Origin of the sequence: Neisseria sp. P0013.S005, assembly GCF_051958425.1 — a bacterium.
Taxonomy (GTDB): Bacteria; Pseudomonadota; Gammaproteobacteria; order Burkholderiales; family Neisseriaceae; genus Neisseria; species Neisseria subflava.
In genome coordinates, this window is the sequence record NZ_JBQCVL010000003.1 from 97,554 (window position 1) to 116,175 (window position 18,622).

Below are 18,622 nucleotides of genomic sequence, written 5' to 3' on the forward strand. Positions count from 1 at the left end.
AAAAGCAAGCCTCGAAAAAATACGTTACAATACGCGCTTTGAGCCTGTTTTCAGGATTTTAAGATTTTTGCGGCAGCATTTTCCGGCTGCCACGCCAAACTTTTCTTTCGGATAAATATGTTCCATATTGTTGAAAAATATAAAACACCCGCCCAGATTGTTTTAGGTATCATTGGTCTGACCTTTATCGGATTCGGTGCCAATAATTTGTCTTCGCCGGGTTCTGATTACATTGTCAAAGTCGGGGATGAGAAGGTCAGCGAGCATGCTTTACAGATTGCGATACAAAATGAGCAGGCTGCCGGCAATAATGCGCCTTCGCGTGATGCTATATTCCAATCTTTATTGCAAAGAGCTTACCTGAAGCAGGGTGCCAAGCTGATGGGCATTGCTGTGTCTCAGGAACAAATCAAGCAAGTTATCGTGGATGATCCGAATTTCCATGATGCTTCCGGCAAATTCAGTCAGGATTTGCTCAAGAAGTATTTGGATCAGCGCAAAATGACGGAGGATCAGTTTGTCGAAGATATCCGCGAACAGTTCCAATTGCAAAATCTGTTGAATTTGGTGCAAAACGGTGCGTTGGTCAGCGATGCGCAAGCGCGTCAGTTGATTAACCTGACCCAGGCCACCCGTACCATCCGTTCATTTACATTCAGCCCTGAAGCATTTGCGGCACAAGTAAAAGTAGATGATGCGGCTTTGCAAAAGTATTATGAAGCGCATAAGAAAGATTATTTGATTCCTCAAGCCGTTAAGCTGGAATATGTGGCTTTGAACATCAAAGATTTGGCTGACAAGCAAACCGTCAGTGCGGAAGAAGTACAAAAAGCTTACGACAGTAAAAGCGTAGATTTGTCGCCAAGAGCCGAAATTGCGCATATTTTCATTCCGGTTATGCCTAACGGAGATGAAGCAAGTAATGCGGAAATTAAAGCCGAAGTGGACAAAATGGCTGCAGAGCTCAAAGCGCACCCAGATGCTTTTGCCGAGTTGGCGGCCAAGTACTCCAAAGATTTGTCCAGCAGCAACAAAGGCGGCAATTTGGGCTACCTGAGCAAAAGCGGCGGTAGTGGCTTTGGACCTGAATTCGATAAAGCGGCATTTGCATTGGGCAAAGGCGAAGTCAGCGATACCGTTAAATCGTCTTTGGGTTATCACATCATCAAAGTTTTGAATGTCGAAGCTGAGCCGACTTTGGAACAAGCCAAAGCGCGTATCGAAGCAGCCTTGAAACTGAAAAAAGCAGCTTCTGCCTTTAACGCTGCCAAAGAAAAATTAGGTGAAGATACCTTCAACGATCCATCTTCTTTGGCAAAAGCAGCTGCCAATTCAGGCTTGAAAGTGGAAAACTTGGATGAGTGGGTGACCAAAGCGGGCGCCAAAGAAGCCGGTTTGCCTGAAACGTTGATTAATGCTGCGTTTAGCGACGATGTACTGAAGAAAAAACACAATTCTGAAGTCATTGCCATCAACAACGAAACCGTTTGGGTTATTCGTGCGAAAGAAGTGCGCGAAGAGAAAATTGCACCATTTACAGAAGTTAAAGACACTGTCCGCGCAGCATATCTGCGCTCTGAAGCCGCCAAACTGGCAGAGAAGAAAGCCCAAGAAACTTTGGCTGCATTGAAAGCCGGTAAAGCTGCCGATGTTCAATGGTCGCCTGTTTCGCAATTGAGTGCGCAAGATGCACGCAAAACCATGTCTCCTGAAGCTTATGCGGCTTTGCTGAAAGCGCGTCCTGTCGGCGGTAAACCTGCGTACGCATTATTGGAAGGTATGCCTGCACCGGTGATTATGGAAGTTCAGAGCGTTTCTGCTCCTGAAAATGCCGATTCACAGATTCCGGCTGCCAAACAGGCTTTGGTTCAGCAGCTTTCTGCGAATGTGTTCGATAATTTACTCCAGTATTTGGGTAAGAAAATCGATCGTAAGCAAGGCGCACAGCAAGTTAATAATGCTGCCGAATAAGCAGAGTATTTGAGTAGGGCAGCCGGATAAATTCCGGCTGTTTTCTTATTTTTAGCTATCTTTTAAAAGGCCGTCTGAAATCATGAGTAAAAAACCTGATGCCTTTGTCCGCTTGATTAATGCATTAAAAATCCTGCCCAATGTCGGCCCGAAATCCGCACAACGCATGGCTTATCAGCTTTTACAGTACAAACGCGAAGAAGCGCAGGAGTTGGTGGATGCTTTGCAATTTGCCTTGAGACAGGTGCAGCATTGTCGGATGTGTAACACATTTTGCGAGGGCGATTTGTGTGAAATTTGTGCGGACGAAAAACGTGAGAAAAGCCGCTTGATGATTGTGCATATGCCGGCGGATGTTTCCAGTATGGAGGCGGCTAATTGTCATGATGGCCTGTATTTCGTTCTGATGGGGCAAGTCAGTCCGGCGCAGGGCATGGATATTTCGGCAGTAGCGTTAGATAAGCTGGTTGCCCGTTTGCAGGTGAGCGATATTGAGGAAATTATCATTGCAACCAACTTCACAGCCGAAGGCGATGCGACAGCATATGTATTGGCAGAATTGTTTAAAAACCTTCCTTATAAAGTCAGCCGATTGGCAAGGGGAATCCCTTTAGGCGGCGAGATGGAATATGTGGATGCCGGTACTTTGGCTCAAGCTGTTTACGATAGAAGGAATATCCAATCTTAAATGGCAATATAAAAAGGCCGTCTGAAAGTCTTTCAGACGGCCTTTTCATTGATTAAATCAGATTATTTGCAGCTGACGCCTTGAATTTGAGGCGTATCGCCGTTGCCGACTTTGAATGCGCATTTGGTTGCGCTGCTGCCGGATACGGTAACAACACCGTTTCCACTGTTGAGGCTGACAGGTTCTTTTACGCCCATGCCGACAGCAGTGGCTGCCAGTTTTTGAACATCGGCGTCGGAGTAAGCGGTATTGTTTGAACTGATTTTGATTTCTTTGGCAGCATATGCATTGAAGCTGAATGACAAACCTACAGCTACAGATACGAGGGCCAAGAATTTTTTGCTGTTCATTAGTGTATTTCCTTTTTGATGGTGACAAAGTGTGTCACAGCTTCAGAATAAGGGCGATTGGCCGATTGTGCAAGTTTTTCGGCGGAATTTACGGGAAGATACATGGTTTTACATACGCTTTATCCCTGAATGCTACATCAGTCGGGCAATCGGACGACCTGTCGGTTTTACGGTACAATAAGCCTTTTTTGACAAACGAATGAGGCATTTTTGAATGGCTTCTTTAGAAACTTGGATAGGCCTGCGCTATCTGCGTGCGAAAAAACGCAATGGCTTTATGTCATTTATTACCATGATTTCAATCGCCGGTATCGCCTTGGGTGTAACGGCTCTGATTGTGGTTTTATCCGTGATGAACGGATTTCAGAAAGAGATACGCGGTCAATTGTTGAACGTTGCACCTCATGCGGAAATTGGCTATTACGATGTCGGTAGCGCGCCGGGTTGGCAGAATTTGCGCGAATTTGTAAAAGGCAAAAAGGAAGTATTGGCCAGCGCGCCTTATGTTTCCGATCAGGCTTTACTTGCCAATGCCGGTGAAGTGCGCGGTGTTCAGATACGCGGTATTTTGCCGTCTGAAGAAAAAAATGTCGTTGATTACGGCAAGGATATGCCGGCCGGTAGTTTCGACGATTTGAAGCCAGGCGAATTTGATATTATTTTGGGCCAAGGGCTTGCTGAGGCATTGGGCACGGAGATTGGCGGCAAGGTTACAGTGATTACGCCAGAGGGTAACGTTACCCCTGCCGGCGTGGTACCGCGCTTGAAGCAGTTTAATGTGGTCGGTGTGGTAAAAACAGGTGTTTATGAAGTCGATAACACCTTGGCCATGACGCATATCAAGGATGCGCAAGTCTTGTATCGACTGGGAGAAAATGTCGGTGGGCTGCGTTTGCGACTGGCTGATCCTCAGAATGCGCCGTCTTTCATTGCCAAGTTGATTCCAGATGCTAAAAAAGATGAAGTTTGGGTGCGTGACTGGACGTTTAACAACCGCAGTTATTTTGAAGCCGTAGAGTTGGAAAAACGCATGATGTTCATCATTTTGACACTGATTATCGCGGTTGCTGCGTTTAACCTCGTCTCGTCTTTGGTAATGGCGGTAACGGAAAAGCAAGCCGATATTGCGATTTTGCGCACGTTGGGTTTGTCCCCGGACGGCGTCATGAAGATTTTCTTGGTACAAGGCGCATTTGCGGGGTTCTTCGGTACGCTTGTGGGCGTGGTATGCGGTGTATTGCTGGGTTGGAATGTCGGCAAGATTGTCACGTTTTTTGAAGACCTGTTTGGCGTGCATTTGATTAACTCACAGGTTTATTTCATCGATTACCTGCCTAGTGATGTGAATTTGAAGGATGTTGCCGTTATTGCCTGCATTTCGCTTGGCTTGGCATTTATCGCCACACTGTATCCAAGCTGGCGTGCTGCAAAAACCCAACCCGCGGAGGCTTTGCGTTATGAGTAAGACAATTTTGAAATGTACCGGCGTTGGCAAAAGCTATAATGACGGCGCATTGAATGTACAAGTGTTGAATCATTTAGATTTTGAAGTTGCCGAAGCGGAAAGCGTGAGTATCATCGGTTCGTCAGGCAGCGGTAAATCCACATTGCTGCACCTTCTTGGTGGTTTGGATATGCCGTCTGAAGGCAAGGTAATACTGATGGATCAGGATTTGGGCGGTTTAAGCCAAAAACAGTTAGGCGAATTGCGCAACCGTTATTTGGGCTTTGTGTATCAGTTCCACCATCTATTGCCTGAATTTTCTGCTTTGGAAAATGTCATGATGCCGCTTTTAATCGGCAAAATGCCCAAGGCAATGGCTGAGGAGAAGGCTGTCAAGATGCTGAAAAAGGTTGGCTTGGACAAGCGTATGCTGCACCGTCCGAGCGAACTTTCCGGCGGCGAGCGTCAGCGTGCGGCGATTGCCCGTGCTTTGGTTAATGAGCCGAAATGCTTATTGGCAGATGAGCCGACGGGGAACCTTGACCGTAAAAATGCGCAAAATGTGCTGGACATGATGCTGGATTTGAAACGCGAATTGAACACCAGCCTGATTGTGGTGACCCATGATGACGAGTTGGCTGAGCGTTTCGATCGGGTAATGACTATGAAAGACGGCAGCCTGCAAGTGCTGCAATAAGGTTATTATTTCAGGCAAATATTTTATGCTTTGAACGGTATAATAGAGGCCGTCTGAAAAACAGGTTTTCATTTATGGAAACACGGTTTTTCAGACGGCCTTTCTTTTTTCCGTATCAAGCAAGCCTAAACCATGAATCCGACCGACTCTATCCTTTCCTCTGCCGCAGATGCGGCTATAGCGTTTTTCCGCCGCCACGAAGTGCAGGGGGCATCCGTTATTGAGCCTTATGTGGTTCGACTGTTTGCAGCCTTGCAAAACGGGCATTCGTTCATTTACTTGGATAAAGCGGATGCCGATGCCTTAAGCAACTTGCCGAATTTGGTCGGCAATGCGGATAAACCGCTTATCCTGTACGGACGGAAATTATTTTTAGGGCGGATGTGGCAGTTGGAGCATGATTTGGCTGTTGAAATCAAACGGCTGGCAAGTGCCGAGGCGGAAGAAGTGAATTTCATGGCGGCTTCAAAAAGCCTGAGCGATTGGTTTGACCCTAAAGACAGTAAAGAGCAACGGGATGCTGCGGCTTTGGCCTTGCTGCAAAATTTTATGTTGATTACTGGTGGGCCGGGTACGGGTAAGACGACGACCGTAGCAAAGCTTTTGGGTCTGATTTGCAATAACAGTGCGAAGCTGCCCCGTATCGCATTGGCTGCGCCGACGGGCAAAGCGGCTGCGCATATGGCACGGGCTTTGCAACGTGCTTTGGACGGTTTTGATTTGTCTCCGAGCATTAAAGCGCATTTGGAAAACTTGGAAGGGCAGACTGTCCATCGATTGTTGAAACTGCGGCCGCCGCAAATGCGCCCTGCATTCAATCGTGAATATCCGCTCGCTTTGGATGTTTTGGTGGTGGATGAGGCTTCGATGTTGGATTTGCCGCTGGTGTTGGATTTATTGCGTGCCGTGCCGACTGGCTGTCGTCTGGTGTTGCTTGGCGATGAAAACCAGTTGCCGTCGGTTGGCTTGGGAGCCGTATTGGCGGCATTGTCGCGTCCGACGGCTTTGGATAAAGAAACTGCTGAAAAGTTGGAAGTGTACCTGCCCGATCATGGTTTTGATATTAAAGGGCAGCCACAGGCTTTATCGCAAAACAATGCTAAATTGACGTTTAGCCACCGTTTTGGTGCAGACAGCGGTATTGGTTGTTTGGCAAGGGCGGTGGTGTCCGGGGAAAAGCAAACTGCGGTTGAACAGTTTGACAAGTTCCCCAAAGAATTGGAAATGAAATCAGGCCGTCTGAAAGAGCAGGTTGCCTTGCTGTATCAAAAGCAACAGGATTATTGGCAGGCCGTGGCGGAGAATAATGTTGCACTCGCCTATGGTCATGCGGCCGATGTGGTGGTATTGGCGGCTTGGCGGCAGGATGCTGATGATTTGAATCAGGCTTATCAAGAATACCTGCAACGGCAAGGCAAGGTTTCGGGCGAAACGCCTTGGTTTGCCGGACAAATCATCATGATTACGCACAATGATTATATGTTGGAAGTGTTTAACGGCGACATCGGGCTGATTATGCCGAATAAAGAATCGTTGAATGGCTTGTCTGCATATTTTCCTGAGAAAGATGGATTCAAAAAAATTGCTATCAGCCGTTTGCCCGATTTTGAATCGGCTTTTGCCATGACGGTGCATAAGAGCCAAGGTTCGGAATATCGGGAAGTATGGCTGTTGCCGCCGTCAGTACCTGCAACGACGGAGAGTGAAGAAGAGGCCCGAGGTTTGGATAAGGCTTTGCTTTACACGGCCATTACCCGTGCGCGTGAACGTTTTGTATTTTGGGGAAATGCGGAGGAATTATGTAAAGCTGTGGAATGCCATCAAAAACGCAGGACAGCATTGGCCGATGCCTTGAAATGGCAGTTTGAACAGCCTGATGAGCAGGCTTCCGTTTGACCTGAATCAAGAGGCCGTCTGAAAGAGGATAAAGCGTTTAAATCTGCTTGATTGATTACACTAATTTACATACGATAAAAATAATTAGTAAATAAAATGAATAATTTATACGAAATTCATAATTTTGTACGCTTTATCGAATACTTCACTTTCAATACCTTCTTTTGGAGAGTCGGCATGAAATTTCAAACCAAACTGATTGCAACCTGTATTTTATTGGCTTCATCATCTTATTCTTTGGCAGAGAATGCTGATGGCGGACGTGATGCGGCAGCTTTGGCCACCACCAACGATTACGTCAATTCCGGCAGTATCATTCGTAAAGATGACGATAAAATCAGTATTTTCAATGATTTGTTGACTGTGAATGGTGGCTTGCGCGTACGTGCGGATACCAAAGACATCAATGCCAACAACAGCAGCATCAATCCTACGCCTGAAGATACCAATGCCAACTTCAATGCGGAGTTTTGGTTACGCGCAAAACTGTATAAAGATTGGAAATTGGTGGCGCAAATTGAGCCGAATATCGATTTGGAAACTGGTAAATTCAACGGCGATCATGATGTGCCGGTCAATAAACTGTATGCCGAAGGTACTTTGTACAACAACATTAAAGCGCGTGTCGGTAAATTTGGTGCGTTCTCTTCCTACGGCCGCGTCTGGGATACCGAAGTAACCGGCGGCGAAATCTTCTTCGACAATAAAACCCTGCCTACCAAAATTTATGCAGGCCGCCGTACCGGCAGTCTGAACGACAACGTATGGGGCATTGGCGGCCGCCGCAGACATTTTGCCGCGGTTCAAAGCATGTTGTCTGTGAATGAGAATATCAACGTCGGCGCAACCGTCAGCTACATGAAAGACATCGATGTACGCGGTGCGAAGAAAAATGCGGTCTTCGGAGAAATCGGTACGGACATCAAGTTTAATGACGATTGGCATTGGATGGCCGCAGTCAGCAAGTCCAATATCAAAGCCTATAATGATGCCGGACAAAAAATCAAAAATGACGGTGTGTTCACTGAAGTACGCTATAAATTGGCCGACTGGAATGTCCGCAATTCTTACGATGTATTCTTGAACTACCGCCGTGTCGGATCGTTGTCCGGTGTCTCTTCTGTTGAGGATTACAGCAAAAACGTCCAAGGCGTACAAATCGGTGCGACTTATATTCCTTGGAAAAACTGGAAACTCAAAGGCTTCTATTTAGCCGGCAAACAGGTTACGCCTACCGTCGGCACGGATAAGCAGGACGTAAACGTTATTCGTGGTCAGTTAGAATATAAGTTTTAATCATCACAAATAAAAACAGGCAGGGTGTCCTGCCTGTTTTTGGTTTTCAGACGGCATGGATATAGGGCCGTCTGAAACAATGGATGAAATGGATGAAACGCTTTACCAGCTATCGCGCTTCATACGGTCAAGCTGGCGGCGGTCGCGTTTGGTTGGGCGCCCGTCCGGATAAGCGGCACTGATGCGGCTGGCTTGGTCGAGCTGTTTTTGAGCTTCGCGTTCGGCAGCCGTTTTCATGTCTTCTTCGTAGAGTAGACGCGCTTCCGGTGCCGGGCGGCGTTGATGATTGAGTGCGGCAACTTTGAATTTGTAGGGTAGGGAGTTCAAAGTCATGTCGATGGTGTCGCCGGCAGAAATATTTTTGCTGTTTTTCACTTTTGAGCCGTTTACCAAAACCCTGCCCAGCTCAATATGTTTTTGTGCCAGCGCGCGGGTCTTGAAAAAGCGCGCGGCCCACAGCCATTTGTCCAAGCGCATGGACGAATTGTCATGATCGTTTTTCATAGCCTGTTTGAAATGATTGAACTGAATTGAAGTTTATCATAAGATACGGCACTTCATGCGTTTAGTGCAGCCATACTATTTCTTTGTTAAAGGCCGTCTGAAAGATTTTTTATTGCAAAAGATGGCAGTTTCCCTTTGAGAAATGCTGTCAAATACGTCTGATTAGCGTATCATGTCAGCAACCGTTACCGAGAGCTTTGTTTTATGAAACCCGTTTTTTTGGACTTCGAACAACCCATCGCCGAATTAACCAATAAAATCGACGAGTTGCGATTCGTACAAGACGAATCTGCCGTCGATATTTCCGACGAGATTGCCAGACTGCAAAAGAAAAGCAACGAGTTGACCAAGTCAATTTTCAGCAAGCTGACTCCGGCTCAAATTTCACAAGTGTCCCGCCATCCGCAACGCCCTTATACTTTGGACTATATCAACGGTATTTTTACCGATTTTGAAGAGTTGCACGGCGACCGCCATTATTCTGACGATCATGCCATTGTCGGCGGTTTGGCGCGTTTCAACGGCCAAAGCGTGATGGTTATCGGCCATCAGAAAGGTCGCGATACCAAAGAAAAAATCCGCCGCAATTTCGGTATGCCGCGTCCTGAGGGTTACCGTAAAGCACTGCGCTTGATGAAGACTGCCGAAAAATTCAATATTCCGGTCATGACCTTTGTCGATACCCCGGGCGCGTATCCGGGCATCGGTGCGGAAGAACGCGGCCAGTCTGAAGCCATCGGCCGTAATTTGTACGAACTGACCCGCCTGCATGTGCCGGTATTGTGCACCATCATTGGCGAAGGCGGTTCGGGTGGTGCGTTGGCAGTGGCTGTCGGCGACTACGTCAATATGCTGCAATATTCGACTTATTCGGTGATTTCTCCCGAAGGTTGCGCTTCTATTCTTTGGAAAACTGCTGAAAAAGCAGCAGATGCCGCGCAAGCATTGGGTATTACCGCCAAACGCCTGCAAGAGTTGGATCTCATTGATAAAGTAATTGATGAGCCTTTGGGCGGCGCACACCGTGATTTTGAAACCACGATGAAAAACGTCAAAACCGTTTTGGAACAGCAATTAAGCGAAGCGCAAAGCATGACCATGCCTGACTTGCTTTCTCGCCGTTTCGACCGCATCATGGCTTACGGTAAATTTACCGATAAATAAGTTTGACTGCTGAAAAAGCAAGCAGATGTCGCTGCTTGCTTTTTTTGTGTTCTATTTTTGAGTAATTCACAATTTTAGGCCGTCTGAAATGTCGCAACTATCCCCTGATTCCCTATTTAAAAGTTTTCACGCAGCTTTTCCTGATTTGCCGAGCCATACTGTTGTTGAAGTTGGTTTGAGTGGCGGATTGGATTCTGTCGTCCTGCTGCATCTTTTGCACCGGACGCGTGAATTTCACCATTTTGATTTGCGTGCCGTCCATGTTCATCATGGTTTAAGCACTAATGCCGACAGTTGGGCAAAATTTTGTCAGGATTATTGTCGGGGTTTGAATGTGACCTTGCGCGTGTGCCGTGTCAATGTGGAAAAACAAGGAAAAGGTTTGGAGGCTGCGGCCAGGGCTGCCCGATATCAGGCATTTTCAGACGGCCTGAAGAAAATTATTGTTTTGGCCCATCACCGCAATGATCAAATCGAAACATTTATGTTGTCGGCTGTGCGAGGGGGTGGATTACGCGGTATGGCGGCCATGCCGGTATGGCGTGATTTAAATGAAGAGATTCAAATTTGGCGGCCGCTTTTGGCATTTTCCCGTCAGGAACTGGCTGAGTATGCGCAACAATGGGGATTATCTTTTGTTGAAGACGAAAGTAATGAAGACTCCGGCTATTTACGCAATTGGATGAGAAATCAGGCTTTGCCGAAATGGCAGCAGCGTATCCCGAATTTTGAGCAGCAAATTTGTACCAATGTTCGATTATTGCAGGAAGATTTGCAGCTTTTAGATGAATTGATTGAGTCTGAATACCAGCGCATCAGTCCAAACGGAATATTCAGCATCAGTCTATGGCGGCAGTGTACCCCGCTTTTGCGTCGTCGGCTGCTTTGGTATTTTTTGCGAAAGCAAACGGAATCATTGCCTTCTTATCACAGCATTGCCGATTTTGCCCGAGTATTAGAAACCGCTGATCAAGCGCAGTTGAATTTGCCAGACGGGAAACTAGTCGTATATCGAGATAAGCTGTTTGTTTGTCAGGAAAGTGAGTTTCAAAAACTGCCTTGGTGTAATGGCAGGGAAGTTCGAGGCCGTCTGAAAGATATTTTGCTGGAAAACGGTTTCGTTTTATTACCCTTTAAGGGAGGTTTGTCAGAAGAGGAGTTGGAGAAGCAGGCGGTATTTCGAAATGTGGCCAAAGGTGATGTGATTCAGTCGGGGCAGAGGGAAAAATCAGTCGAAAAACTATTGCAAGAGTGTCATATTGTGCCATTCGTCCGTAAATATTGGCCGATTATCCTAAGTATGGGCAACAAGTGCCTTGCTGTTATTAATCTTCGGGTGGGAAGCGATGTTCAAATAGGGGAAGGCTATCTGCCTGTTCATGAAAAGTTAGCTAAATATATAGTAGAAAAGTAAAGAGACTAACTTTAAATTTAATAAGTATTAGTAATTTAACTACTTGTGCTAAGTGTAGATATAATAAGCAATATAGCTTATATTAGAGTATCTATACGAATAAACTTTTGCGATTAAATGTAATCTTGTGGAACTATTTCAAAGCGATGCTGTCTTTATTGTGCACAGCACGCTTTACTATTTTTTGGTTTAAAGCAGTAAAACGATTAAAGGTTGGGTATGAACGATCGCCAAATAGATCAAGTTTTGGTGGAGCGCGCGCAGAAAGGTGACCATAAGGCATTCGAGATGCTGATGTCCAAGTATCAGCGTCGGCTAAACAGACTGATTTCCCGTTTTATTCAGGATGAGCACGAAGTACACGATGTAACCCAAGAGGCAATGATTAGGGCTTATCGTGCGCTGGTTAATTTTCGAGGTGAGAGTGCATTTTATACATGGCTGTACCGTATCGGTATCAATACGGCAAAGAATTTTCTGACCACTTCGGGTCGCCAGTTTTTTGTCAGTTCGGAAGCAGCCAATGAGGAGGGAGATGTTCTCGATTTAACCGATCAGATTGCAGATTACCATACGCCGGAAGCTGAAATGATGAATCGGGAAATCTTGCAGACCGTCGAAGCAAGCATTGCGCAACTGCCAGACGATATGCGTCAAGCCATTACACTTAGGGAAATGGATGGCTTGTCTTACGAAGAAATAGCTCGGGTAGTGGATTGTCCGATAGGTACTGTACGTTCGCGTATTTTCAGAGCGCGTGAACTGATTGCAAAAGATTTGCGGCCGCTGTTGGATACTTCTGAAGATCAAAGGTGGTAATAAAAATGAACGACAAAACAAATAAAGCATTGGAGTATGTGTCTGCATTGATGGACGGTGAAGCATTGACTGATGAGATGCTGGATGCCGTATTGGCAGACGAGGAGGCCCTGCGCGCTTGGCATGAATACCACATTATCGGCGACTGTATCCGTCAGAGTGCGGCAGCGAGTATGGCCGGTGAAACCATGCAAAGCAAAGCATTTACAGTGCCTCAAACCGAGGCTGAAGGCAAACAGGAAAAATATGCTCAGCGTGAAGCGGCCAATAGCGGCTTCTTCAAATTCTTTGCGGCCGCTGCCAGCGTGTGTGCGATTGCTGTTGCAGTATGGCAATTTACACCGCAAACTTCTCATGACGCTATGCCGGTTGCAGAGAAGTCTAATGTTCAGCCAGCCCAAAATATTATTCCGGTAAGCGGTACGCCTAGTGATAAAGCAGCTTCCGAGCCTGGCGAAACTGTTGTGCCAAATGCGGCAAAAGACGGCAAAATTGAAAACCGTCCGACTGTCCGTACCGAGCAGCAAAATGAGCAGCAGACAGTTGTGCAGTAAAAAATGAAATCATGTAAAACCCTTGCTTCATTGTAAGGGTTTTTTATTTTCTAAGTAAAACCATCAGGCCGTCTGAAAGCATAGCTTCAAGGAAGTTAAAACAGTTATAATGCGCTCCATGAAACTGATTACCTCTGCTCAAAACGAACAGCTCAAACATTTATTCCGCCTGCTGACGCAGGCCAAAGCAAGGCGTGAAAGCGGTGAAACCGTATTGGAAGGCGTACATCTGCTGCAAACTTATTTGCAAAGCGGCGGTACGCCCAAACAGGTTTACTTGCCTGAAAAGAAACAGCAACATCTTGAAATTCAAGAAATTACGGCGCAGTTGGACGAGGGATTGATTACTTGGGTTGGTAACGAAGCACTGTCTAAAATCACCAGCCTGACCGATGCCAATGATGTGATGACTTGGATTGATATTCCGCAGCAGGCAGGTTTACCTTCAGACGGCGATTGTGTGGTATTGGAGCGGGTACAAGACCCCGGCAATGCAGGCACAATTTTGCGCAGCGCGGCGGCGGCAGGAGTCAAGCAAATTGTGTGCAGCAATGATTCCGTGGATATCTGGTCGCCCAAAGTGTTGCGAGCGGGGATGGGTGCGCATTTTCTGCTGTCTATTTTTAGCCGAGTGGAATTATCCGCTTGGATGGAAACGTATCAGCATCAAATTTGGGCAACTGCCTTGGGCGGTCGCAATATCGGTTTGTATGAAATGGACCTCAGTCAACCCTGTGCTTGGGTATTTGGCAACGAAGGCAGCGGCGTGAGTGAAACGGTAAAAGAGAAGGCCGATGCCTGTGTCAAAATCCCCATGTTGGGGCAAACCGAATCCTTGAATGTCGCGATGGCGGCAACGGTTTGTCTGTTTGAACAAATGCGGCAGCGTATTCATGCCCAGGCCGTCTGAAAACAATAATACGATTTTATTTTAAGGAACAAAAATGCAAATACTGACTTTTGATGAAGCAGCACGCAGCCGATTGATGGAATTGCTGGATGCCAAATCTGAAGCCCACAACACCATGCGTTGTGATGAGGTTCAAGGTTTTATGATGGCTTTATTGAGCGGTCCGGATGCTTTGAACCCGACCAACTGGCTGCCTGAGATTTTGGGTGAGGAATCTTTGTTTGATGCCAAAGAGCGCACCGAAATCGAACGTTTGGTCATGGCAATGGCCGCCGATATGCGCATGAAGCTCAACGAAAAAATCCTGCCTGATCTGTGGTTTTATGAAGATGAAGCCGGTAATCCGGATTTCTACACTTGGTGTAATGCCTACCTTTACGCACTGGATATTGTGCCTACCGATTGGTTTGAAGCAGTCGAACAGGAAGAATTTGAAGATTTGTTCTATCCGATTATGGCTTTGGGTGGTATCTATGATGATGAGGAAAACGGCGAAGTCATCTTGCATCTGAATGAAAAAGAGCTGACCCAGCTGGAATCTGATTTGCCACATGTCCTGCTGGATATTTACTGGTACTGGCAGGCCATCATCAATAAGCCGCAAACCGTACGCCGTGAAGGCGAAAAAGTGGGGCGTAACGATCCTTGCCCGTGTGGCAGCGGTAAAAAGTACAAAGCTTGCTGCGGCAAATAACCAATGAAATAAAAAGGCCGTCTGAATACTTGAAATTCAGACGGCCTTTAATATTTTTTATTTAGAAGAATGAGGCTAACCAAACAAACAGGATGGTCAGTGCGATGGTCAATGCGCAGCCGATTTTGGCTACGGTACCGATGATGAAGCCGATAAACGTACCGATACCGACTTTGCCTGCCTGCCAAGTGTCTTTGCGTGCAATAAATTCGCCGATGGCCGCGCCGGTCAACGGGCCGAGCAACAAGCCGGGAATAGAGAAGAATGCGCCGACGATGCCGCCGATAAATGCACCCCAAACCGCGGTTTTACTTGCGCCGGTATATTTTGCACCCAATGCACCCGCCACATAATCCATTGCAGTACCGAATACGGCAACAATGGCCAAAAAGGTCAGCGTACCCGAGCCAAACACTTGATAATCGCCGGCATAACCCAACAGCCATGCGCCGCCAAACATCAAACCCAGTCCGGGCAAGGCAGGGTAAATAGTGCCTAAAATGCCGACAACAATGGCGATTAAACCGAGGATAATCAGAATGGTGGTCATGGTTTTCCTTTTGATGGAGGGGTGGATAACGGCGGTATTATGAGGGCGTTTTGCCGGATTGCGATAAAGGTTTATGCAAGAAAATGAAAATATGCCTAAATATTCAGACGGCCTTTCAGTCAATAGCTACCGAAAGGCCGTCTGAATGTCTAAACGCGGTTACATACCGCAGGTTTTGGGTTTGTTTGCCAAAATATTGATGACTTTGCGTTCGGTTTTTTGCGGTTCGATTTTAATTTCGCTTTCGTCTTCTTCGCTGCCGTCGGAGAAACGTTCCGGCATTTTTTCGCTGTCAAATGCCAAGTCGCCGCCGTGTTTCAGGCTTTGACCGCGTTCCAAGCCGACAAAGTCGAAAAGTTCGGTATCGGCCAAATGCGATGGAACGACGTTTTGTAGAGCGGAGAACATAGACTCGATACGGCCAGGGAAGCGTTTGTCCCAGTCGCGCAACATATCGCCGATGACTTGGCGTTGCAGGTTGGGCTGAGAGCCGCAGAGGTTGCATGGGATAATTGGGAATTGCTTCAGCTCGGCGTATTTAATCAAGTCCTTCTCTTTGACATACGCGAGAGGACGGATGACGATGTGTTCGCCGTTGTCGCTTACCAGTTTGGGCGGCATGGCTTTGAGTTTGCCACCGTAAAACATGTTTAAAAACAAGGTGGCAAGGATGTCGTCGCGGTGGTGTCCCAAGGCGATTTTTGTGCAGCCCAATTCTTTTGCGGTACGGTAGAGGATGCCGCGGCGCAGGCGGCTGCACAGCGAACAAGTCGTTTTGCCTTCGTCCAACACGCGTTTGACGGTGGAGTAGGTGTCTTCTTCGACGATTTTGTACGGTACGCCGATGCTTTCGAGATAGGTCGGCAATACTTCTTCAGGGAAGCCCGGCTGTTTTTGGTCGAGATTGACGGCGACCAGTTCAAAATCAATCGGCGCGCTGGCTTGAAGCTGGCGCAGAATGTCTAAAAGGGCGTAGCTGTCTTTGCCGCCTGAGAGGCAGACCATGATTTTGTCGCCCGGCTCGATCATATTGAAATCGTTAATGGCATCACCGACGGCGTGGCGCAGGCGTTTGCTGAGTTTGTTGTTTTCTAATTCTTGCTTGGTTTTTTTGGACATGGCTGTTTGTGCTTTGAAATAATAGAAAAATTTAAGGGCGGTATTGTACCGCAAAAGAATAAAGGCCGTCTGAAAAACTGCGAGTGCTTGATTGAAGCGGCGTTTTCAGACGGCCTGATATTTGTGCTTTATTTGATTTGAAGGGCGGTAATTTTGATTTCAACCTTCCAGTCGGGCGAAGCCAGTTTCGCCTCCACGCAGGCGCGGGCCGGAGCGCGTTCAGGAGCTGTCCATGCATCCCAGGCTTCGTTCATAGCGGCGTAATCGTTCATATCGGGCAGATAGATGGTGGCTTCTAAAATATGGGCTTTGTCGGATTGGCATTGTGCGAGCCATGAATCGATTTGCGCTAAAACATTTTCAGTTTGCGCTTTGGCATCGGCTTCAGGATTTTCGGGAACCATGCCGGAGAGGAAAACCAAGCCGTTAGCTACGACGGCTTCCGAATAGCGTTTGCTTGCACCAAGATAGCGGATGTCCATGTTGTCTCCTGATTTCAAAAAGAAGGTATGGTAACATTGCGACTGTTTACGTTCCACATTTAAGAGGGGCCGTCTGAAAAGGATGGCGGGAAACAACCCATGAGTAAAGCAGAATATCCGGTTACGCAGGCAGTACGCTTTTTACGCAGTAAGAAAATCGATTTTGTCCCTTATGTTTACGCGTATGAAGAACATGGCGGTACGGCGCGTTTTGCCGAATGTACGGGCAAGCCCGAGCATCAAGTCATCAAAACGATCGTCTTGCAGGATGAGCATAAAAAAGGTTTGGTTGTTTTAATGCACGGCGACAAACATATTTCCACCCGCAATCTGGCGCGCGAGCTAGGCTTGAAACACATCGAGCCGGCAACAGCGGATCAGGCGGCGAAATGGACTGGATATTTGGTCGGCGGTACATCACCGTTCGGTATGAAAACCGCTTTGCCGGTTTATGTGGAAGAAAGTATTTGGGCTTTGGACGAGATTTTTATCAATGGCGGCAAACGTGGGTTTATCGTAGGCATGAAGCCTGAAAACCTGCGGACGCTTAATCCGAAAGATGTTCATGTTGCAGTCGATTCATAAAGGATAGGAATACAGATGGAACAATTAAATTTATACGAAATCTTGGGAGTATCTCAGGATGCTGATATTAACGTTATCCGCGAGGCTTACGGCAAATTGGTGGCCAATCCGGATATTCAGAAAGATGCGGAGCGGTTTAAAGCCATCGGACAGGCTTTTGAAGTATTGTCTCATCCGGAAAAACGGTTGGCTTATGATGCGGCTATGCAGTACGAGCGTCAGGAAACCAATACCAACAACTTCACTGATATGGCGACAAATGTGGTCAATGCACCCAGCTCTGACGTGAAAAACTATGTTTTTATCGCTTATGTGACATATGCTGTGGGCTTATTGATTTTGTTTACCCCCGTTGTCGGTGTGATCATGGCGTATGTTAAACGCGATGAGGCTCAAGGCAGTATTTACGCCAGCCATATCGATTATTTGATTAAGACATTTTGGGTGTCTTTAGTAGGTACGGTTTTGGGCACTTTTACTACACTTATCTTAATTGGTTGGTTAATTTTGTTGGTAACTGCCATTTGGTTTATTTACCGTGTAGTCATCGGACTGATTAAACTGAATGAAGATAAGCCCGTCTCCACTCAAGGATGGTTTTAAAGCATGGCATATTTATTGGCAAGTATCGTTTGCAGCGTGTTGGTGTCCGTATTGCTGAAAGTGGCGCGCAAGCAAAAAATCAATATCGAGCAGGCGGTGGCGGTGAACTACATTGTTGCCGTCACTTTGACCATGCTGGTGTTAAAGCCTGATTTGAGCAATCCGCAGGTATTTTTACCGACGTGGTGGCTTTTTGCGGCCTTGGGCATTTTGCTGCCAACCGTATTTGTCATTATGGGCAAATCCGTAGATGCGGCAGGTATCATCAAATCAGATGCGGCGCAACGCCTCTCGCTGTTTTTACCCATTGTTGCTTCGTTTACGTTGTTTCATGAGCAACTGACCGAAGGCCGTCTGATTGGTTTGGTATTGGCATTTACGGCACTGTTTTTCTTACTTTGGAAAAGCGATGGCGGCAAGAAATCCGGCGGCTTTAGCACGCAAGTGATGCTGCTTTTAGGCGTTTGGTGCGGCTATGGTGTCATTGATATTTTGTTCAAACAAGTGGCGAAAAGCGGTACCGCGTTTGCCGGTAATTTGCTGGTGGCGTTTTGTTTGGCCGGTATCTTGATGTTTGGCTACCTGTTTGCCAAAGGAAGCAAATGGACCAAAGAGGGCATAGTGGGCGGTATGATTTTGGGTTGCCTGAACTTTTTGAATATTGTTACCTACATTTCTGCACACCAAATCATGAAAGATAATCCGACCTTGGTATTTGCTGGTATGAATATTGGCGTGATTGTTTTGGGTACGCTGATTGGTGCGGCAATATTTAAGGAAAAAATCAGCAGCATTAATGCAGCCGGTATCAGCATTGCTATTTGCTCGATAGCCTGCCTGTTTTACTGGCCGCAGATTCGCAGCTTGGTAGGCTAAAAATAC

The 18,622-nt window shown here is 46.8% G+C and carries 20 protein-coding genes; 15 read left to right on the forward strand and 5 right to left on the reverse strand.

The window, feature by feature from the left end; all coding sequences use genetic code 11:
• Positions 1-117 precede the first annotated feature (117 nt).
• Both ACTHTA_RS04490 and recR read left to right on the forward strand, forming a co-directional pair.
• Complete coding sequence (locus ACTHTA_RS04490) at positions 118-1,971, forward strand: SurA N-terminal domain-containing protein (RefSeq protein ID WP_308887290.1); 1,854 nt, start codon at positions 118-120, stop codon at positions 1,969-1,971.
• Positions 1,972-2,053: 82 nt separating this feature from the next.
• Positions 2,054-2,659, forward strand: coding sequence for a recombination mediator RecR (recR, locus tag ACTHTA_RS04495; protein WP_440364508.1), 606 nt, complete (start codon positions 2,054-2,056; stop codon positions 2,657-2,659).
• Between the two features lie 62 nt (positions 2,660-2,721).
• Here recR and ACTHTA_RS04500 read toward each other — a convergent pair whose 3' ends face one another.
• The gene (locus ACTHTA_RS04500) at positions 2,722-3,009 is read right to left on the reverse strand and encodes a hypothetical protein (protein ID WP_003683377.1); all 288 of its coding nucleotides are present in this window, start codon (positions 3,007-3,009) and stop codon (positions 2,722-2,724) included.
• A 214-nt stretch (positions 3,010-3,223) separates the two neighbouring features.
• On the opposite strand from ACTHTA_RS04500, the gene ACTHTA_RS04505 reads away from it, so the two are divergent.
• The 4 genes from ACTHTA_RS04505 (at position 3,224) to ACTHTA_RS04520 (ending at position 8,342) form a co-directional block, all read left to right on the forward strand.
• Positions 3,224-4,474, forward strand: coding sequence for a lipoprotein-releasing ABC transporter permease subunit (locus ACTHTA_RS04505; RefSeq protein WP_308887291.1), 1,251 nt, complete (start codon positions 3,224-3,226; stop codon positions 4,472-4,474).
• Complete coding sequence (lolD, locus tag ACTHTA_RS04510) at positions 4,467-5,150, forward strand: lipoprotein-releasing ABC transporter ATP-binding protein LolD (protein WP_003683651.1); 684 nt, start codon at positions 4,467-4,469, stop codon at positions 5,148-5,150. Before ACTHTA_RS04505 ends, lolD begins: the two co-directional genes overlap by 8 nt.
• Before the next feature lie 132 nt (positions 5,151-5,282).
• Positions 5,283-7,046: an exodeoxyribonuclease V subunit alpha gene (gene recD, locus ACTHTA_RS04515; RefSeq protein ID WP_308887292.1), complete on the forward strand. Its 1,764-nt coding sequence runs from the start codon at positions 5,283-5,285 to the stop codon at positions 7,044-7,046.
• 96 nt (positions 7,047-7,142) lie between these two features.
• Positions 7,143-8,342 (forward strand): hypothetical protein, encoded by a 1,200-nt coding sequence (locus tag ACTHTA_RS04520; protein WP_308887293.1) that lies wholly within the window; start codon positions 7,143-7,145, stop codon positions 8,340-8,342.
• A 102-nt stretch (positions 8,343-8,444) separates the two neighbouring features.
• Here ACTHTA_RS04520 and ACTHTA_RS04525 read toward each other — a convergent pair whose 3' ends face one another.
• Positions 8,445-8,846: an RNA-binding S4 domain-containing protein gene (locus tag ACTHTA_RS04525; RefSeq protein ID WP_003679090.1), complete on the reverse strand. Its 402-nt coding sequence runs from the start codon at positions 8,844-8,846 to the stop codon at positions 8,445-8,447.
• A 204-nt stretch (positions 8,847-9,050) separates the two neighbouring features.
• On the opposite strand from ACTHTA_RS04525, the gene ACTHTA_RS04530 reads away from it, so the two are divergent.
• From ACTHTA_RS04530 to ACTHTA_RS04555, 6 genes are all read left to right on the forward strand, one after another.
• Entirely contained in the window at positions 9,051-10,010 is a 960-nt protein-coding gene (locus ACTHTA_RS04530; protein WP_003683467.1) for an acetyl-CoA carboxylase carboxyltransferase subunit alpha, read from the forward strand.
• Between the two features lie 88 nt (positions 10,011-10,098).
• Positions 10,099-11,424, forward strand: coding sequence for a tRNA lysidine(34) synthetase TilS (gene tilS / locus ACTHTA_RS04535; protein ID WP_308887294.1), 1,326 nt, complete (start codon positions 10,099-10,101; stop codon positions 11,422-11,424).
• 219 nt (positions 11,425-11,643) lie between these two features.
• Positions 11,644-12,243, forward strand: a complete 600-nt coding sequence (rpoE, locus tag ACTHTA_RS04540) for an RNA polymerase sigma factor RpoE (RefSeq protein WP_004519728.1) — start codon at positions 11,644-11,646, stop codon at positions 12,241-12,243.
• A 5-nt stretch (positions 12,244-12,248) separates the two neighbouring features.
• On the forward strand, positions 12,249-12,797 hold the full coding sequence (locus ACTHTA_RS04545) for a sigma-E factor negative regulatory protein (protein ID WP_308887295.1): 549 nt from the start codon (positions 12,249-12,251) through the stop codon (positions 12,795-12,797).
• 118 nt (positions 12,798-12,915) lie between these two features.
• Positions 12,916-13,707 (forward strand): TrmH family RNA methyltransferase, encoded by a 792-nt coding sequence (locus ACTHTA_RS04550; protein ID WP_308887296.1) that lies wholly within the window; start codon positions 12,916-12,918, stop codon positions 13,705-13,707.
• A 34-nt stretch (positions 13,708-13,741) separates the two neighbouring features.
• Positions 13,742-14,401 carry a YecA family protein gene (locus tag ACTHTA_RS04555; protein ID WP_250589879.1) on the forward strand — a complete coding sequence of 220 codons (660 nt, stop codon included), beginning with the start codon at positions 13,742-13,744 and terminating at the stop codon, positions 14,399-14,401.
• Positions 14,402-14,462: 61 nt separating this feature from the next.
• Here ACTHTA_RS04555 and ACTHTA_RS04560 read toward each other — a convergent pair whose 3' ends face one another.
• The 3 genes from ACTHTA_RS04560 to ACTHTA_RS04570 all read right to left on the reverse strand — a co-directional run bounded on the left by ACTHTA_RS04560 (position 14,463) and on the right by ACTHTA_RS04570 (position 16,552).
• Positions 14,463-14,951, reverse strand: a complete 489-nt coding sequence (locus ACTHTA_RS04560) for a DUF456 domain-containing protein (RefSeq protein WP_036472395.1) — start codon at positions 14,949-14,951, stop codon at positions 14,463-14,465.
• Between the two features lie 159 nt (positions 14,952-15,110).
• A complete protein-coding gene (ttcA, locus tag ACTHTA_RS04565; protein ID WP_308887297.1) occupies positions 15,111-16,070 on the reverse strand; it encodes a tRNA 2-thiocytidine(32) synthetase TtcA in 960 nt (319 codons plus the stop codon).
• A gap of 128 nt (positions 16,071-16,198) precedes the next feature.
• Positions 16,199-16,552: a RidA family protein gene (locus tag ACTHTA_RS04570; RefSeq protein ID WP_003683286.1), complete on the reverse strand. Its 354-nt coding sequence runs from the start codon at positions 16,550-16,552 to the stop codon at positions 16,199-16,201.
• Between the two features lie 99 nt (positions 16,553-16,651).
• Here ACTHTA_RS04570 and ybaK point away from each other — a divergent pair, with 99 nt between their 5' ends.
• The 3 genes from ybaK to ACTHTA_RS04585 are packed head-to-tail and all read left to right on the forward strand — an operon-like array spanning position 16,652 to position 18,616.
• The gene (gene ybaK / locus ACTHTA_RS04575) at positions 16,652-17,137 is read left to right on the forward strand and encodes a Cys-tRNA(Pro) deacylase (protein ID WP_128580975.1); all 486 of its coding nucleotides are present in this window, start codon (positions 16,652-16,654) and stop codon (positions 17,135-17,137) included.
• Positions 17,138-17,152: 15 nt separating this feature from the next.
• Positions 17,153-17,740: a DnaJ domain-containing protein gene (locus ACTHTA_RS04580; RefSeq protein WP_003683538.1), complete on the forward strand. Its 588-nt coding sequence runs from the start codon at positions 17,153-17,155 to the stop codon at positions 17,738-17,740.
• A 3-nt stretch (positions 17,741-17,743) separates the two neighbouring features.
• Positions 17,744-18,616: a DMT family transporter gene (locus ACTHTA_RS04585; protein WP_308887298.1), complete on the forward strand. Its 873-nt coding sequence runs from the start codon at positions 17,744-17,746 to the stop codon at positions 18,614-18,616.
• Positions 18,617-18,622: the final 6 nt, after the last annotated feature.

Coding starts and splice junctions, on each gene's coding strand:
- ACTHTA_RS04490 (WP_308887290.1), top strand. CDS start 118: ATGTTCCATATTGTTGAAAAATATAAAACACCCGCCCAGATTGTTTTA.
- recR (WP_440364508.1), top strand. CDS start 2,054: ATGAGTAAAAAACCTGATGCCTTTGTCCGCTTGATTAATGCATTAAAA.
- ACTHTA_RS04500 (WP_003683377.1), bottom strand. CDS start 3,009: ATGAACAGCAAAAAATTCTTGGCCCTCGTATCTGTAGCTGTAGGTTTG.
- ACTHTA_RS04505 (WP_308887291.1), top strand. CDS start 3,224: ATGGCTTCTTTAGAAACTTGGATAGGCCTGCGCTATCTGCGTGCGAAA.
- lolD (WP_003683651.1), top strand. CDS start 4,467: ATGAGTAAGACAATTTTGAAATGTACCGGCGTTGGCAAAAGCTATAAT.
- recD (WP_308887292.1), top strand. CDS start 5,283: ATGAATCCGACCGACTCTATCCTTTCCTCTGCCGCAGATGCGGCTATA.
- ACTHTA_RS04520 (WP_308887293.1), top strand. CDS start 7,143: ATGAATAATTTATACGAAATTCATAATTTTGTACGCTTTATCGAATAC.
- ACTHTA_RS04525 (WP_003679090.1), bottom strand. CDS start 8,846: ATGAAAAACGATCATGACAATTCGTCCATGCGCTTGGACAAATGGCTG.
- ACTHTA_RS04530 (WP_003683467.1), top strand. CDS start 9,051: ATGAAACCCGTTTTTTTGGACTTCGAACAACCCATCGCCGAATTAACC.
- tilS (WP_308887294.1), top strand. CDS start 10,099: ATGTCGCAACTATCCCCTGATTCCCTATTTAAAAGTTTTCACGCAGCT.
- rpoE (WP_004519728.1), top strand. CDS start 11,644: ATGAACGATCGCCAAATAGATCAAGTTTTGGTGGAGCGCGCGCAGAAA.
- ACTHTA_RS04545 (WP_308887295.1), top strand. CDS start 12,249: ATGAACGACAAAACAAATAAAGCATTGGAGTATGTGTCTGCATTGATG.
- ACTHTA_RS04550 (WP_308887296.1), top strand. CDS start 12,916: ATGAAACTGATTACCTCTGCTCAAAACGAACAGCTCAAACATTTATTC.
- ACTHTA_RS04555 (WP_250589879.1), top strand. CDS start 13,742: ATGCAAATACTGACTTTTGATGAAGCAGCACGCAGCCGATTGATGGAA.
- ACTHTA_RS04560 (WP_036472395.1), bottom strand. CDS start 14,951: ATGACCACCATTCTGATTATCCTCGGTTTAATCGCCATTGTTGTCGGC.
- ttcA (WP_308887297.1), bottom strand. CDS start 16,070: ATGTCCAAAAAAACCAAGCAAGAATTAGAAAACAACAAACTCAGCAAA.
- ACTHTA_RS04570 (WP_003683286.1), bottom strand. CDS start 16,552: ATGGACATCCGCTATCTTGGTGCAAGCAAACGCTATTCGGAAGCCGTC.
- ybaK (WP_128580975.1), top strand. CDS start 16,652: ATGAGTAAAGCAGAATATCCGGTTACGCAGGCAGTACGCTTTTTACGC.
- ACTHTA_RS04580 (WP_003683538.1), top strand. CDS start 17,153: ATGGAACAATTAAATTTATACGAAATCTTGGGAGTATCTCAGGATGCT.
- ACTHTA_RS04585 (WP_308887298.1), top strand. CDS start 17,744: ATGGCATATTTATTGGCAAGTATCGTTTGCAGCGTGTTGGTGTCCGTA.